This window comes from Rhizobium sp. Root483D2, from assembly GCF_001426685.1.
In the GTDB taxonomy this organism is placed as follows: Bacteria; Pseudomonadota; Alphaproteobacteria; order Rhizobiales; family Rhizobiaceae; genus Pararhizobium; species Pararhizobium qamdonense.
This window is the reverse complement of record NZ_LMFB01000001.1, coordinates 126,134-139,541: the sequence shown is the minus strand read 5'-3', so window position 1 is coordinate 139,541 and position 13,408 is coordinate 126,134. Positions and strand designations below refer to the sequence as shown.

Sequence of the window (13,408 nt, the reverse complement as noted above, 5' to 3'; positions counted from 1 at the left end):
TTGAAACGCTGGTCCAAACGTTTTGCAGCACGGCACGATAGTCATTTTCAGGAATTGTTTCAGAAACGTGACATTTTTTACGCTTTTGTGAGCGGTTGCAGCACGGCATGGACTGGCGGTCCGGAGCATCCGGGTCTATTGTTGCTGATGTCGAAAGGAAATGATGCCATGAATCAATCACGCAATCGTTCCACCGCCCGCGCAATCGCAATTGCGAAAGCCGACGAAAGTGCCGCGCGCAAGGCTTTGTTCATCCGTGTTTCAGTGATCGCCGCGTTCGCTCTTGCAGCGTTCGTTGCCCTTCCGTCCTTCTGGTCGTTCTAAACGGTCCGATTGCTTCCCGCTTCCTGTGTGAGGCGGATTATATCTGCCCATGCCATGCCGCATGGTCTCGCGAAATCCCGCAGGGCGGGATTTTCCGCTGATGCGCTGCAACAGCCATCTGAAACGATTTAGATCCCACTTATTCAAATATTAATCGTTGCCGTTGAAGAATGATCTCAACGGAGCCTGCCGTGATCTCAGCCCCGGGGAGGCGGCGGATCATGCAATGAATGCCTGGCAGGCTGGCGGCGATGCGCCGCATGATTTTTTCAGTTAAATCACCAGCGTGCTGGCGCACCGGGCAAGCCTGTACGGCTTGAGGAGGGCGGACGCAGGCTGCGAGCCAAGGTGCGTTCATGTTCATCGACAAGATTCTTGCCCGCTTCAAAATCCAGACCAAGGTGCTGTTGTTCATCCTGCCCTTCGTCGTCAGCATCTGCGCCGTCGGCATTACCGGGCTTTATGCGTCGGGATTGCTGCAGGGGCGGATGGAGATTTCCAATAGCGTCCTGCAGTCGCTGAGCGGCTTCAAGGATGTCTATGCCGGCATGAACGCCTTTCTGCAGAACACGTCGGAGGAAAACCGCCAGGCCGTGGTTGAAAAGCTCGAGGGCCAGCAAGCGGTCCTGTCGGGCACGCTGGCGCAGGTCAATGACGAGGAAGGCCGACGCCAATTGCAGGAGGCCGTCGAGGGCAGCACCAAGATCGGCGAGCGCGTCGGCCAGCTCTGGACGCTCTACGAGGAAGAAGTGGCGCTGCGCAAATCCATCTCCAACAGCCTCGGCAGCCTGCTCGGCGAGCAGATGAAGGTGCTTGAGGAAGCCACCAAGATGGAACGGGCAGTGCGCAAGGATGAGGAAGCGGCCAAATCGATCCTGCGCGAAGCAGACCGCCTGACCTCGTCCAGCGATACGCTCGTTGCCTTCATGTCGGCCTTTGCCAAGGCGGCGACGCCGGAAGAAAAGATCAAGTTTGCGGGCAGTTCCTATGGGGAACTCACCAAGGTGCAGCGCAAGATCGCTTCCGGCCTGCCGGCAAACCAGAAGGCCGTCGCCGAAACCTTCAAGAAGACCGTGGCCGAGATGAAGGCACTGGTCGATACCGGCGATCTCAGCGAGGAAAACGCCGCCGCAGTCGGCCGTCTGGTTGCCCGCTTCCGCCAGAACAGCATCCAGCTGCAGACCGCAGCCACCGTCAAGATGCGCGACGCAACTGCCACGTTCGGCAAGCTCGATGCGCCGCTGGTCAAGGCCGCAACCGTGCTCACCGATACACGCAAGCTGGTCAATTCCGTCTATTCCATCCGCATCGCCGCCGCGAGCTTCCTGGAAAAATCCGACGAAGAGGGCCGTGCCCGGCTTTCGCGCGAATTCTCCATCATGGGCCAGGATGTGCAAAGCCTTGCACAAACAGCCGGCGACCTGAAATTCTTCACCGATCTGGTCGGGTCGCTGAAACCGATCATCGAGAAGATGGATCAGGACAGCATCGCCCTGGTCGCAACCAGCCATAAACGGCACGCCGAATTTACGGCTGCGGCTGCCGAAATCGACAGCATCTGGGGTCAGCTGACCGCATTTGCCGAGGGCCAGAAGACCACGGCCTCGGTCGAGCGCGACAAGGCAAACCAGGTCTCGGTCTTTGCAACGGTTCTGGGCATCCTGATCGCCCTTCTCGCCGGTGGCGCGCTGGTGCTGACGCTGAAGGGCCCGATCGGGCAGATCACCGCCGCCATGCGCCGTCTGGCTGACGGTGCGCTCGATACCTCGATCGATGGCGGCGCCCGTCGCGACGAGATCGGCGACATGGCGCGGGCGCTGGGCATCTTCAAGGAAAATGCCCTTTCCAAGGTTCGCATCGAAGCCGAAAGCGAGGAGCAGCGCGCCCAGGCCGATGCCGAGCGCAGCCGCAACGATACCGAAAAGCGCGCCCTCGACAGCCAGATCGATTTCGCCGTCAACCAGCTCGCCGCCGGTCTCGGCCGCCTGGCGCAGGGCGATCTCTCGCAGCAGATCGAAACGCCGTTCACCGGCCGTCTCGAACAGCTGCGGATGGACTTCAACGGTTCGCTGATCCGCCTGCAGGACACGCTCCTGCAGATCCGCAACAATGCGCTGTCGATCCAGCGCAGCGGCAACGATATGCATGCATCGGCAGATCAGCTCTCCAAGCGCACCGAGGCTCAGGCCGCGTCGCTGGAAGAAACGGCAGCCGCCGTTGACCAGATCACCGTCACCGTGCGGTCCTCGGCCGAGCGGGCGCATGAGGCCAATGTTGCCGTCACGCATACCAAGAAGAGCGCCGACAATTCGGCCGTCGTCGTCAGCAACGCGATCTCGGCCATGGGCCGCATCGAAGATGCTTCCCGCCAGATCGAGCAGATCATCGATGTCATCGACGAGATCGCCTTCCAGACCAATCTCCTGGCGCTGAATGCCGGGATCGAGGCTGCCCGCGCCGGCGATGCCGGCAGGGGGTTTGCGGTGGTGGCGCAGGAAGTCCGCGAACTCGCCCAGCGTTCGGCAGGTGCGGCCCGCGAGATCAAGGGCCTGATCAACAAATCCGCCAACGAAGTAAATTCCGGTTCGCAATTGGTCCAGGAAACCGGCGCGGTTCTGGCATCGATCAGCCAGCAGATCGTTGCGGTCAGCAGCCATGTGGAAATGATTGCCACTGCCAGCCGCGACCAGGCCGCAGCGCTGCATGAGGTCAACGGGTCGGTCAACCAGATGGACCAGATGACGCAGCAGAATGCGACCATGGTCGATCAGGCAACCAGCGCCAGCCGCGAACTCGCCAACCAGGCCGATACGCTGATGATGCTGGTCGAACAGTTCCGCCTGGAGCCTGTTGCAACCGGCCGCCAGGTCGGCCGCGCCGCCTGATGGATACTAGGTAAATGCGGAAAGCCCGGCGGCTTTGGACGCCGGGCTTTTTATTTGCGTCGCAGCCAGCCCAGGCAAAGCCGCCGCATTGCGCTGGACATCCTGCTGGACAGGCGGTTCCGGTCGATCACCTCCTGGAATTCATGCGGTCTGCGCGCGTCCTTCGCCAGCATCTCCATCCATAAGACCATTCCCATCATCTCCGGCATCACAGCTTCCCTTCGGCAACAGAAAGCCGTTGCCGGACCTGGGGCCCTGCAGAAAGCTTTCTTCAATTTGGGATGAGGCGGCATTGCCGCCGCGCTCCGTTCACGCCTTGAACCTATGCTTCAAAAATAGGTTTATAAACGCAAGAAACCGGCGTATGTTTTTCAATGATGAAAGACATATCCTGGGATGCCTATCAGATATTTCTGGCCGTTGCGCGCCATGGCGGATTGACCGGCGCCGCGCAGGTCAATGGTTTGAGCCCCGCCACCGTCGGCCGCCGGGTGCTGGATCTCGAACAGGGGATCGGCCGGCAGCTGTTTGTCCGCAGCCAGACCGGGTACCGGCTGACCGCCGATGGCCAGGCGCTGTTCGAACAGTTGCAGGCCATGGACGCCGTGGTGCGCAAGGTCGATGGCTGGCGGCAGGAGGCGCATGGGGGCTCTGTGGTGCGGCTGATGGCCGGAACCTGGGTGACGTGGCTGGTCTGCGAAAACATCCAGGCGATCTGGAGCGAGCGTGACGGTTTCCGCCTCGACATGTCCGTTTCCGAGCGGCGGGCGACGCTGGCACACCGGCAAAGCGATGTCGGCGTGCGGGCGGTCGTGCCGGACGAGCCGCATCTGACAAGCCGCCATACCGGCGAGGTCGCCTATGCCGCCTACCGCCAGCGCAATGCGCAGCCGGGATTGGCCTCAGCCTGGATCGCGGTGTCTGAGGAGGATGCGATCTCGCCCTATCTGCGCTTTCCGCATGAACAGGCGGCTGCCCCGGTCGCCGTCATCGTCAGCCGCCCGCGCTCGCTGCTGGATCTGGCGCGGGCAGGGGCGGGGCAGGCGGTGTTGCCCTGTTTCGTCGGCGATCTCGATCCGGGCCTGGAGCGGGCAGGCGAGGAGCTGAAACAGTTGCGCCACGGCCAATGGATCGTCACCAACAGCGAGGACCGCCACCGCCGCGAAATCCGCATGGTGTCAGAGCGGCTGTTCCGGCTGGTCAAAAGCCATGCCGATCTCTTTGCCGGCAAGCGGCCAAGCCGCAGTCTTTAGCGTTTCGCCGGAACGCGACATCCCGGCGGGATCTTGTCCCGCCGGGATGTTTGTGGACAAGGTGTCATGCCTCAGCCGCGTCCCTGCGTGACGATAACCGGGATCAGCAGATCACCCCAATTGCCTTCGCCACCATGATGGCGGGCCGAGCGGACAAGCTCGACGGAAACGCCAGCATCCACCGCCTTCATGACGGCCTGGTTGAGCCTGTGCAGGTCGTTGGCGACCATGCGGATCATGGCCTGCTGTTCCGGTGTCATAGCCGAGGACTGTTCCTCCGCCCGTTCCTTGACGCGTGTCTGGACTGTCATGGTGGTTCCTCCTTGGTTGATGTTGTGATTGGTTGAGAGCCCCTCCCCAACCCCTCCCCACAAGGGGGAGGGACTTGCATGCCGCACCGTTCTGCCCAGAGACAACTCCGCACGTCTGGAGTGGTTGATGGAGCGCAGAAAGTGCCGCAAGTTAGCCCCTCCCCCTTGTGGGGAGGGGTTGGGGAGGGGTTGCGCCTACTCCGCCGCCGGGCGGAATTGCTCGTGTTCGGTCGATTCGTGCATGGCTGTCGTCGAGGACTTGCCACCGGTGATCGCCATCGAGACGGCGTCGAAATAGCCGGTGCCGACTTCGCGCTGATGCTTGGTGGCCGTGTAGCCGTTGACCTCGGCGGCGAATTCGGCCTCCTGCAGCTGCGAATAGGCAGCCATCTGCCGGTCCTTGTAGCCGCGTGCCAGTTCGAACATGCCGAAGTTCAGCTGGTGGAAGCCGGCAAGGGTGATGAACTGGAACTTGTAGCCCATGGTGCCCAGCTCGCGCTGGAACTTGGCGATCGTCGCGTCGTCGAGGTTTTTCTTCCAGTTGAACGACGGCGAGCAATTATAGGCGAGCTTCTTGCCCGGATGCACCTTGTGCACGGCCTCGGCAAACCTGCGGGCCTGTTCGAGATCCGGCTTGCCGGTCTCCATCCAGATGAGGTCGCAATAGGGCGCATAGGCAATCGCGCGGGCAATGCAGGGCTCGATGCCGTTCTTGACCTGGTAGAAACCTTCCGTGGTGCGGCCGGCATCGTAATCGACGAAGGGCTGGTCGCGCTCGTCGATATCGGATGTGAGCAGCTTGGCGGCCTCGGCGTCCGTGCGGGCGATCACCAGTGTCGGCGTGCCCATGACGTCGGCGGCAAGGCGCGCGGCGTTGAGATTGCGGATATGGGCTGCCGTCGGGATCAGAACCTTGCCGCCGAGATGGCCGCATTTCTTTTCCGATGCCAGCTGGTCCTCATAGTGAACGCCGGCAGCGCCCGCCTCGATAAACGCCTTCATGATCTCGAAAGCGTTGAGCGGCCCGCCAAAGCCAGCCTCCGCATCGGCAACGATCGGGGCAAACCAGGTATCGACCGAAAGGCCCTTGCCCTCCGAGGTTTCGATCTGGTCGGCGCGCTGCAATGTCCTGTTGATACGCTTGGCCAGTTCCGGGGCTGCATTGGCCGGATAAAGCGACTGGTCGGGATACATGGACGAGGCGGTATTGCTGTCGGCGGCAACCTGCCAGCCGGAAAGATAGATGGCCTTCAGGCCGGCGCGAACCTGCTGCATCGCCTGATTGCCCGTCATCGCGCCCAGCGCATTGACGAAATCCTCCTCGTGGATCAGCTTCCACAACCGGTTCGCGCCCATCTCGGCCAGCGTGTGGCGGATCTGGACGGAGCCGCGCAGCCGCGTGACGTCCTCGGCAGTATAAGGGCGATCGAGGCTGTCGAAACGGCCCTGCGGGGCGCCGGGAACGAGATTGTAAAAATCAGTCATAAGTTTCCTCCTGCAATGTTTCGAGACAGATAAGACTTTCGTTTAAAGGTGTCTCGATCGGCGATCTGATGTGACCTGTTTTACAGTGCCCTGCACAAACCCGCCAGAACAAAAGGATTTTTGCTGCATTCAAAAGGGTTATCATGTCTTGCCTTTTACAATGGCCCTTTGTAATTTTGTAAATACTGTAAAGACCGCCGGCCTGGCTAAATTGTAAAAGGCGTGACAAATGGCTGAGAACAAGATTTTTGCAGGGGCTCGCGTGCGGCGGATCCGCAATGGGTTGTCGCTGACGCAGACGGCGATGGCCGAAGCGCTTGGCATCTCGCCGTCCTATCTCAACCTGATCGAGCGCAACCAGCGTCCGTTGACGGTGCAGCTGCTATTAAAGCTCTCCTCGGTCTACAAGGTCGATCTCGACGAGCTGCAGGGGGAGGCGACCGGCAGCGTCACGCAGTTGCGCGAAGTGTTTGCCGATCCGCTGCTCTCGGGCGAGCTGCCGGGCGATCAGGAATTGATCGAGGTGGCGGAGGCTGCCCCCAACGCCGCGATCGGCGTTCTCAAACTGTACCGCGCCTACCGCGAACAGTCGTTGCGGCTGAAGGACCTGAGCGCGCTTTTATCCGATCAGGGCCATATGGCGGCATTGTCGGACGCGCGCCTGCCGATGGATGAGGTGCGCGACATCTTCGAAAGCCGGCCCCATCATTTCGCTGATACAGACGAGGCCGCAGAGGCCTTCCATGCGCAGCTTTCCCCCGGCGAAGACCTTGCTGGAGCGCTGAAAGGCTTTCTGCGCAAGGAGCACGGCCTGACGGTGCGCACACTGCCCGTGCATGTCATGCCGGACCTGCGCCGCCGCTTTGATCGTCATTCCATGCGGCTGTTCCTGTCGGAGCGTCTGTCGGCGCAGGACCAGCTCCGCGAAATCGCCATGGAGGCGGCGCAGATTGCGTTTCCGCAAGCCATCGCCGCCGATCTGCAGCAGCTGGCATTTTCCACTGGCGAGGCGCGCCGTATCGGCCGTTTCGAGCTGGCGCGGTATGCGGCGCATGCGGTCATGATGCCATACGCTGGCTTTCTCGCCGCAGCACAGCGGGCGAAATACGATATCGACGTGTTGAGCGCCCGCTTCCAGGTCTCCTTCGAACAGGCGGCCAGCCGGCTGGTGACGCTGCAACGCCCGGGGGCTGCGGCGCTACCGTTCTTCCTGATGGAAATCGATCATGCCGGCAACCGGCTGCGCAAGGCGGGTGCATCCGGTTTCCCGCAGGCGCGCTTCGGCGGCGGCTGTCCCAAGCTCAACGTTCACACGGCCTTTGCGCAGGCTGGCCAGGTGCTGGCCGAGCGGGTGGAGATTTTTGGGGGCGGGGAGTTTTTGACCATCGCCCGGACGATCGAAGGTCCGCGGGCGAATTTTCAAGATCGCGTCCGCCGCACCGCGATCCTCATCGGCTGTGATGCCGCGCATGCCGGCGAAACCGTCTATGGTGCCGCACCTCTTGCAACTGTCGCCGGTGGCACCGCCTGCCGTCTCTGCGAGCGGCAGGGCTGTCTTGCCAGGGCTGAGCCGCCGGTCACAAGGCCGCTCGGGCTCGATGAAATGGTGACCGGTCTGAGCGCCTTTGATTTTCAGTAGCTGCCCATTCAGTAACTGACAGGATGATGCGCCGGAAGCAGCGGCGCATTCGGGGCAAAGCATTCCGAAGCAAGCCCTGTCGTATAGCCTCGTGTAATGTGCGCCCGGCTGGCGTAATTCGGGTTTGTCATCAGCACCGCGTGCAGTTCCGGCAGGTTGTAATAGGGCACGCCCGGATAAAGATGATGTTCCAGGTGATAGTTGATGTTGTGGGGCGCAAAGAACAGCTTTTCCCAGAGATGGGGATAGACGGTGCGCGAGCTGCCCAGTTCGTCGGAATAATCCATGCTGCCGAAATGCTCGGCAACGCTGCGGACATAGAGGAACAGGCAGAAGAAGGTGAAGAACGGCACCAGCCAGTAGAGCGTGACGTCGGTCCAGAGCCCGAAGACCGAGAAGATCACTGCGGCGGCGATATAGAAGCTGATGCGCAGGAGCTTGTAGGTCCGGGTCGAGCGGTCATGCTTGGCAATGCGCTTGGCCATGTGCAGGATATCGCGCACCGAATTGATTGCCACGAGATAGCCGAGCAGCTGCACCACGCCGCGCCAGACTTTCTGCGGGAAGGTGAATTGCGTCATGCCGAGCTTGGCGGCCCAATCGGGATCCTCGTCGGTATTGGTATGCTGGTGATGGACAAGATGGTTCATCCGGTAGCCATCGACCGTCGCCATGATCGGCCATGCGAGCAGCAGATCGCTCATCCAGTCGCTGACCTTGCGGTTCTTGATGATGCGGTAGTGGGCGGCCTCATGCATCAGGCAGCCGAAGGCATGCATGCGTCCGGCAATGATAAGCACCGCTGCGATATAGGCGAGGGGATGCTGCATATATTTGCTGAAGGCGATGGCGCTTGCAATCAACGCCCAGTCGAAACCGATGGCCAGAAGCGTCCTGTGAGATTGCAGCACCGACAGCCGCTTCAATTCCCGTGGATCGATCCGCTGCGACTTCACATTCATGACGGCCAACTCCGAAACGCATAACCTTCTCTGCGCAAAATCGCATTCCGCACATGGTTAAGCAATCGTAAACGCCGTGTTCCACGCGCGATCTGCGCTTATGGTTAACCGGCGCTGGGATGCGGGCCGCCGGGCGCGCAGGCCGCGATGGTGCACTGAAAAGATTCGGCTTTTTGCAGGAAGCGCTAAAATTTGGCAGTGCACCGAATGGTTCTGCTTGGGCCAGTAAAAGCGCTTGTGGTTGTTTGAAAACATGCCTAACTTCCAAACGCGCATACGGAGGGACAGACAGGCAGGCGACGGCGGCCGCCCGGACTGTTCCGATAAAACCAAGGGGAATTCTATGTCGCGTACGATTGCCACAGCCTTTGCCGCGTTGATCCTTTCCGGGTCCGCAACGATTGCCACCGCGCAGGAGCGCGTGGTCAATATCTACAACTGGTCCGATTATATCGATGCGTCGATCCTGGAGGATTTCACCAAGGAAACCGGCATCAAGGTCGTCTATGACGTCTTCGACAGCAACGAGATCCTCGAAACCAAGCTGCTCGCCGGCGGCACCGGCTATGATGTCGTCGTGCCGACCGCAACCTTCCTGCAGCGTCAGATCGCGGCCGGCGTCTTCCAGAAACTCGACAAGTCGAAGCTGCCCAATCTTTCCAATATGTGGGACGAAATCACCACGCGCGTCGCCACCTACGATCCGGGCAACGAATACGCGATCGACTATATGTGGGGCACGACCGGCCTTGGCTATAATGTCGAGAAGGTGAAACAAATCCTCGGCACCGACGAGAAGCCCACATGGGATGTGCTTTTCAAGCCGGAACTGGCCGCTAAGTTCAAGGATTGCGGTATTCAGGTTCTCGATTCGCCGACCGATGTCGTGCCGAGCGTCCTGCTTTATCTCGGCCTCAATCCCGACAGCCATGCGCCGGAAGATCTGGCCAAGGCCGAAGAGCTGCTGCTGAAAATCCGCCCGAACATCCGCAAGTTTCACTCCTCGGAATATATCAATGCGCTCGCCAACGGCGATATCTGCCTGGCCTTGGGCTATTCCGGCGATATCTTCCAGGCACGCGACCGTGCCGCCGAAGCCAAGGCCGGTGTGACCGTTGATTATTCCATTCCGTCGACGGGCGCGCAGATGTGGTTCGACGTCATGGCCATTCCAGCCGATGCGCCGCATGTCGCCGAAGCGCATGAATTCCTGAATTACATCATGAAGCCGGAAGTCATTGCCAAGGCGAGCGACGTGGTGTTCTACGCCAACGGCAACAAGGCCTCCCAACAGTTCGTCAGCAAGGACGTGATGGGCGACACCGCGATCTATCCGCCGGAGGATGTCATGAAGAAGCTCTTCACGACGACGCCCTTCGATGCAAGAGAGCAGCGCGTGCTAACGCGCATGTGGACCAAAGTGGTCACCGGCCAGTAAGTCGAAAAGAATTGCCCGGACCTCATCCGGGCAATTTTCTTTTGTGGCGCTGGGGACGGCGCCGTTCGTGCAAGTCATTCGGGGATAGATGATGAAGTCACTTGGCAGTATCCGGCGTTCCTTTGCTCCTTGGGCCGATCCCAATTCCGTGCCCTTCATCGCCGTCAAGAATGTCACCAAGAAGTTCGGTGATTTCGTTGCGGTCGATGATCTCTCGCTCAATATCTATCCGCGCGAATTCTTCGCGCTTCTGGGAGCATCCGGCTGCGGCAAGTCAACGCTTTTGCGCATGCTGGCCGGTTTCGAACAGCCGACCTCCGGCGAGATCATCCTCGACGGCCAGAGCCTTGCCGGCATCCCGCCCTACAAGCGGCCGGTCAACATGATGTTCCAGTCCTATGCGCTGTTTCCGCATATGACGGTCGAAAACAACATCGCCTTTGGCCTGAAACAGGACGGCATGCCGAAGGCCGATATTGCTGCGCGTGTCGAGCAGATGCTGAAACTGGTCAAGCTCGACAAGTTCGCCAAGCGCAAGCCGCACCAGCTCTCCGGCGGCCAGCGGCAGCGCGTGGCGCTCGCCCGGTCGCTTGCCAAGCGCCCGAAGGTGCTTCTGCTGGACGAGCCGCTTGGCGCGCTCGACAAGAAGCTGCGCGAGGAAACCCAGTTCGAACTGATGGATCTGCAGCAGGAACTCGGCCTCACCTTCGTCGTCGTCACCCATGACCAGGAAGAGGCGATGACCATGGCCGACCGCATCGCCGTCATGGCGCATGGCAAGGTCGTGCAGGTGGCGACCCCGCCGGAAATCTATGAGGCGCCCAATTCCCGTTTCGTGGCCGATTTCATCGGCGACGTGAATATTTTCGACGGCACGGTCTCCGCTGCCGGCAACGGCACCGTCGAGATCGCAACGCAGAGCGGCTTCACGGTCCGCGTCGCCTCCACCGAACCGCCCGCCATCGGCGCCAAGGCCGGCTTTGCCGTGCGCCCTGAAAAAATCCGCGTCGGCCGCGACCAGCCGGCCTGTGCACCGCTCAATGCTGCGCAGGGCGAAATCTGGGATATCGGCTATCTCGGCGACATGACGGTTTTCCACGTCAAGCTGAAGGATGGCAAGGTGATCAAGGCCTCCTCGCTCAACGCCGTGCGCGCCGTCGAGGACCCGCTGGGCTACGATCAGGAAGTCTGGATTTCGTTCGATGAAAATGCCGGCGTCGTGCTGAAGGATTGAGGCCATGGCAAAATTCGGATCGGCTTTGTTCAACCGGCTGGTGATCATCATCCCCTATGCCTGGTTGCTGTTCTTCTTCCTGATACCGTTTTTCATCGTCATCCGCATTTCCCTGTCGGAAACGGCGGTTGCCATGCCGCCCTATCTGCCGGTGTTCGACCTCGCATCCGGCATCGGCGGGTTCATCGACAATATCAAGCAGTTCTCGATCGACAACTATGTCTGGCTGACCGAGGACGCGCTCTACACCAAGGCCTATGCGTCCAGCCTCTGGATTGCCGCCATCTCGACGTTCCTGACGCTGCTGATCGCCTATCCGGTGGCCTACGGCATGGCGCAGGCGCCCAATACGATCCGCCCGACACTTTTGATGCTGGTCATCCTGCCGTTCTGGACAAGCTTCCTGATCCGCGTCTATGCCTGGATCGCCATTCTCAAGCCGGAAGGACTGCTCAATCAGCTGCTGCTCACGCTTGGCGTGATCGATCAGCCGCTGATCATCCTCAACACCAATTGGGCGATCTATATCGGCATCGTCTATTCCTACCTGCCGTTCATGGTGTTGCCGATCTATTCCTCGCTGGAAAAGATGGATCACAGCCTGACGGAAGCCGCCCAGGATCTCGGCTGCACGCCGATCCGCGCGTTCTGGCGGGTGACATTCCCGCTGTCGATGCCCGGCGTGGTGGCCGGCTGCATGCTGGTCTTCATCCCGGCCGTCGGCGAATTCGTCATCCCGGATCTGCTCGGCGGCTCCGAAACGCTGATGATCGGCAAGACGCTGTGGAACGAATTCAACGCCAACCGCGACTGGCCGGTTTCCGCGGCCGTGGCGACCATTCTGCTGCTCATCCTGGTGGTGCCGATCATGTTCTTCCAGCATGCCCAGTCCAAAGCCGATAGCGAGGGGAGATAGTCATGCAGCGCTGGTCCCGTTTCAATATCGCCTCGATCGTCATCGGTTTTGCCTTTCTCTATCTGCCGATCGTACTTCTGGTGATCTTCTCCTTCAACGAATCCAAGCTGGTGACTGTCTGGGCGGGCTTTTCGACCAAATGGTATGTGCAGCTGTTCCAGAACCAGGCGCTTCTCGATGCCGCCTGGGTCACGATCCGCGTCGGTCTGATTTCGGCAACGGTCGCGACGGTTCTCGGCACGATGGCAGCGCTGGCCATGACGCGCTACACCCGCTTTCGCGGCCGCATGCTGTTTTCCGGGATGATCTATGCGCCGCTGGTCATGCCGGAAGTGATCACCGGCCTCTCTATGCTGCTTCTCTTCGTTGCCATCGGCTTTGATCGCGGTTTCTGGACGCTGACTTTGGCGCATATCACCTTCACCATGTGCTTCGTCGCCGTCGTCGTGCAGTCAAGGCTCCTAAGCTTCGACCGCTCGATCGAAGAGGCCGCGATGGATCTGGGCGCAACACCGGTCGCCACCTTCCTGCAGGTGACCTTGCCGGTGATCGCGCCTGCCGTCTTTTCCGGCTGGGTGCTGGCGTTTACGCTGTCGCTCGACGATCTGGTGATATCAAGCTTCACCTCCGGCCCCGGCGCCACGACACTGCCGATGCGGATCTATAGCCAGGTGAGACTGGGCGTAACGCCCGAGATCAACGCCGTCTGCACCATCCTGATCGGCATCGTCGCCATCGGCGTCCTCATCGCCTCAGTCGTCTCCCGCCGCCGCGAAATCCAGCGCGTCAAGGACGAGCAGGCAGCGTTCGCGCATTGATGGGGTGATGGCGGAGCTCCCTGGTTTTACATCGGTGTCCGTCTCCCCGGCAGAAGCGGCATCCTCCCTCTTCTCCCCAGCGGGGAGAAGGTGCCCGAAGGGCGGATGAGGGGGGCCGAAGGCCACCTCCATTCAGCTCAAAA

General features: G+C 60.6%; 13 protein-coding genes. 8 read left to right on the top strand and 5 right to left on the bottom strand.

Translation table 11 applies throughout. The features are described 5' to 3' along the window. Positions 1 to 324 (top strand): hypothetical protein, encoded by a 324-nt coding sequence (locus ASD32_RS29315; RefSeq protein ID WP_156382985.1) that lies wholly within the window; start codon positions 1 to 3, stop codon positions 322 to 324. Between the two features lie 139 nt (positions 325 to 463). Here the strand turns inward: ASD32_RS29315 and ASD32_RS29310 are convergent, their stop codons facing one another. Then, positions 464 to 688 (bottom strand): hypothetical protein, encoded by a 225-nt coding sequence (locus ASD32_RS29310; RefSeq protein WP_156382984.1) that lies wholly within the window; start codon positions 686 to 688, stop codon positions 464 to 466. Between ASD32_RS29310 and ASD32_RS00625 the strand changes: the two genes are divergently transcribed. Beyond that, positions 681 to 3,209, top strand: coding sequence for a HAMP domain-containing methyl-accepting chemotaxis protein (locus ASD32_RS00625; protein ID WP_060635976.1), 2,529 nt, complete (start codon positions 681 to 683; stop codon positions 3,207 to 3,209). The genes ASD32_RS29310 and ASD32_RS00625 overlap by 8 nt on opposite strands. 50 nt (positions 3,210 to 3,259) lie before the next feature. Here the strand turns inward: ASD32_RS00625 and ASD32_RS29305 are convergent, their stop codons facing one another. Next, positions 3,260 to 3,418: a hypothetical protein gene (locus ASD32_RS29305; protein WP_156382983.1), complete on the bottom strand. Its 159-nt coding sequence runs from the start codon at positions 3,416 to 3,418 to the stop codon at positions 3,260 to 3,262. Between the two features lie 168 nt (positions 3,419 to 3,586). Here ASD32_RS29305 and ASD32_RS00620 point away from each other — a divergent pair, with 168 nt between their 5' ends. Next, complete coding sequence (locus ASD32_RS00620; protein ID WP_060636235.1) at positions 3,587 to 4,462, top strand: LysR family transcriptional regulator; 876 nt, start codon at positions 3,587 to 3,589, stop codon at positions 4,460 to 4,462. A 71-nt stretch (positions 4,463 to 4,533) separates the two neighbouring features. On the opposite strand, the gene ASD32_RS00615 is transcribed toward ASD32_RS00620, so the two are convergent. Together ASD32_RS00615 and aceA are read right to left on the bottom strand one after the other, a co-directional pair. Next, positions 4,534 to 4,773: a hypothetical protein gene (locus tag ASD32_RS00615; protein WP_037119629.1), complete on the bottom strand. Its 240-nt coding sequence runs from the start codon at positions 4,771 to 4,773 to the stop codon at positions 4,534 to 4,536. Between the two features lie 195 nt (positions 4,774 to 4,968). After that, on the bottom strand, positions 4,969 to 6,258 hold the full coding sequence (gene aceA / locus ASD32_RS00610) for an isocitrate lyase (RefSeq protein ID WP_060635975.1): 1,290 nt from the start codon (positions 6,256 to 6,258) through the stop codon (positions 4,969 to 4,971). A gap of 229 nt (positions 6,259 to 6,487) precedes the next feature. On the opposite strand from aceA, the gene ASD32_RS00605 reads away from it, so the two are divergent. Then, positions 6,488 to 7,897, top strand: a complete 1,410-nt coding sequence (locus ASD32_RS00605) for a helix-turn-helix transcriptional regulator (protein WP_060635974.1) — start codon at positions 6,488 to 6,490, stop codon at positions 7,895 to 7,897. An 8-nt stretch (positions 7,898 to 7,905) separates the two neighbouring features. On the opposite strand, the gene ASD32_RS00600 is transcribed toward ASD32_RS00605, so the two are convergent. Beyond that, positions 7,906 to 8,859, bottom strand: a complete 954-nt coding sequence (locus ASD32_RS00600) for a fatty acid desaturase family protein (protein ID WP_060635973.1) — start codon at positions 8,857 to 8,859, stop codon at positions 7,906 to 7,908. A gap of 343 nt (positions 8,860 to 9,202) precedes the next feature. On the opposite strand from ASD32_RS00600, the gene ASD32_RS00595 reads away from it, so the two are divergent. From ASD32_RS00595 to ASD32_RS00580, 4 genes are all read left to right on the top strand, one after another. Further along, entirely contained in the window at positions 9,203 to 10,297 is a 1,095-nt protein-coding gene (locus ASD32_RS00595; RefSeq protein ID WP_060635972.1) for a polyamine ABC transporter substrate-binding protein, read from the top strand. Positions 10,298 to 10,388: 91 nt separating this feature from the next. Then, on the top strand, positions 10,389 to 11,531 hold the full coding sequence (locus ASD32_RS00590) for an ABC transporter ATP-binding protein (protein ID WP_060635971.1): 1,143 nt from the start codon (positions 10,389 to 10,391) through the stop codon (positions 11,529 to 11,531). 4 nt (positions 11,532 to 11,535) lie between these two features. After that, a complete protein-coding gene (locus ASD32_RS00585; RefSeq protein ID WP_060635970.1) occupies positions 11,536 to 12,447 on the top strand; it encodes an ABC transporter permease subunit in 912 nt (303 codons plus the stop codon). A 2-nt stretch (positions 12,448 to 12,449) separates the two neighbouring features. Beyond that, entirely contained in the window at positions 12,450 to 13,265 is an 816-nt protein-coding gene (locus tag ASD32_RS00580) for an ABC transporter permease subunit (protein ID WP_060635969.1), read from the top strand. The last annotated feature ends 143 nt before the right edge of the window (positions 13,266 to 13,408 follow it).

What these genes read in the sequence shown, in the direction of transcription:
- ASD32_RS00595 (WP_060635972.1), top strand. Translation starts at nt 9,203, where the DNA reads ATGTCGCGTACGATTGCCACAGCCTTTGCCGCGTTGATCCTTTCCGGG.
- aceA (WP_060635975.1), bottom strand. Translation starts at nt 6,258, where the DNA reads ATGACTGATTTTTACAATCTCGTTCCCGGCGCCCCGCAGGGCCGTTTC.
- ASD32_RS00585 (WP_060635970.1), top strand. Translation starts at nt 11,536, where the DNA reads ATGGCAAAATTCGGATCGGCTTTGTTCAACCGGCTGGTGATCATCATC.
- ASD32_RS00620 (WP_060636235.1), top strand. Translation starts at nt 3,587, where the DNA reads ATGAAAGACATATCCTGGGATGCCTATCAGATATTTCTGGCCGTTGCG.
- ASD32_RS29305 (WP_156382983.1), bottom strand. Translation starts at nt 3,418, where the DNA reads ATGCCGGAGATGATGGGAATGGTCTTATGGATGGAGATGCTGGCGAAG.
- ASD32_RS00605 (WP_060635974.1), top strand. Translation starts at nt 6,488, where the DNA reads ATGGCTGAGAACAAGATTTTTGCAGGGGCTCGCGTGCGGCGGATCCGC.
- ASD32_RS00600 (WP_060635973.1), bottom strand. Translation starts at nt 8,859, where the DNA reads ATGAATGTGAAGTCGCAGCGGATCGATCCACGGGAATTGAAGCGGCTG.
- ASD32_RS00590 (WP_060635971.1), top strand. Translation starts at nt 10,389, where the DNA reads ATGAAGTCACTTGGCAGTATCCGGCGTTCCTTTGCTCCTTGGGCCGAT.
- ASD32_RS29310 (WP_156382984.1), bottom strand. Translation starts at nt 688, where the DNA reads ATGAACATGAACGCACCTTGGCTCGCAGCCTGCGTCCGCCCTCCTCAA.
- ASD32_RS00580 (WP_060635969.1), top strand. Translation starts at nt 12,450, where the DNA reads ATGCAGCGCTGGTCCCGTTTCAATATCGCCTCGATCGTCATCGGTTTT.
- ASD32_RS00615 (WP_037119629.1), bottom strand. Translation starts at nt 4,773, where the DNA reads ATGACAGTCCAGACACGCGTCAAGGAACGGGCGGAGGAACAGTCCTCG.
- ASD32_RS00625 (WP_060635976.1), top strand. Translation starts at nt 681, where the DNA reads ATGTTCATCGACAAGATTCTTGCCCGCTTCAAAATCCAGACCAAGGTG.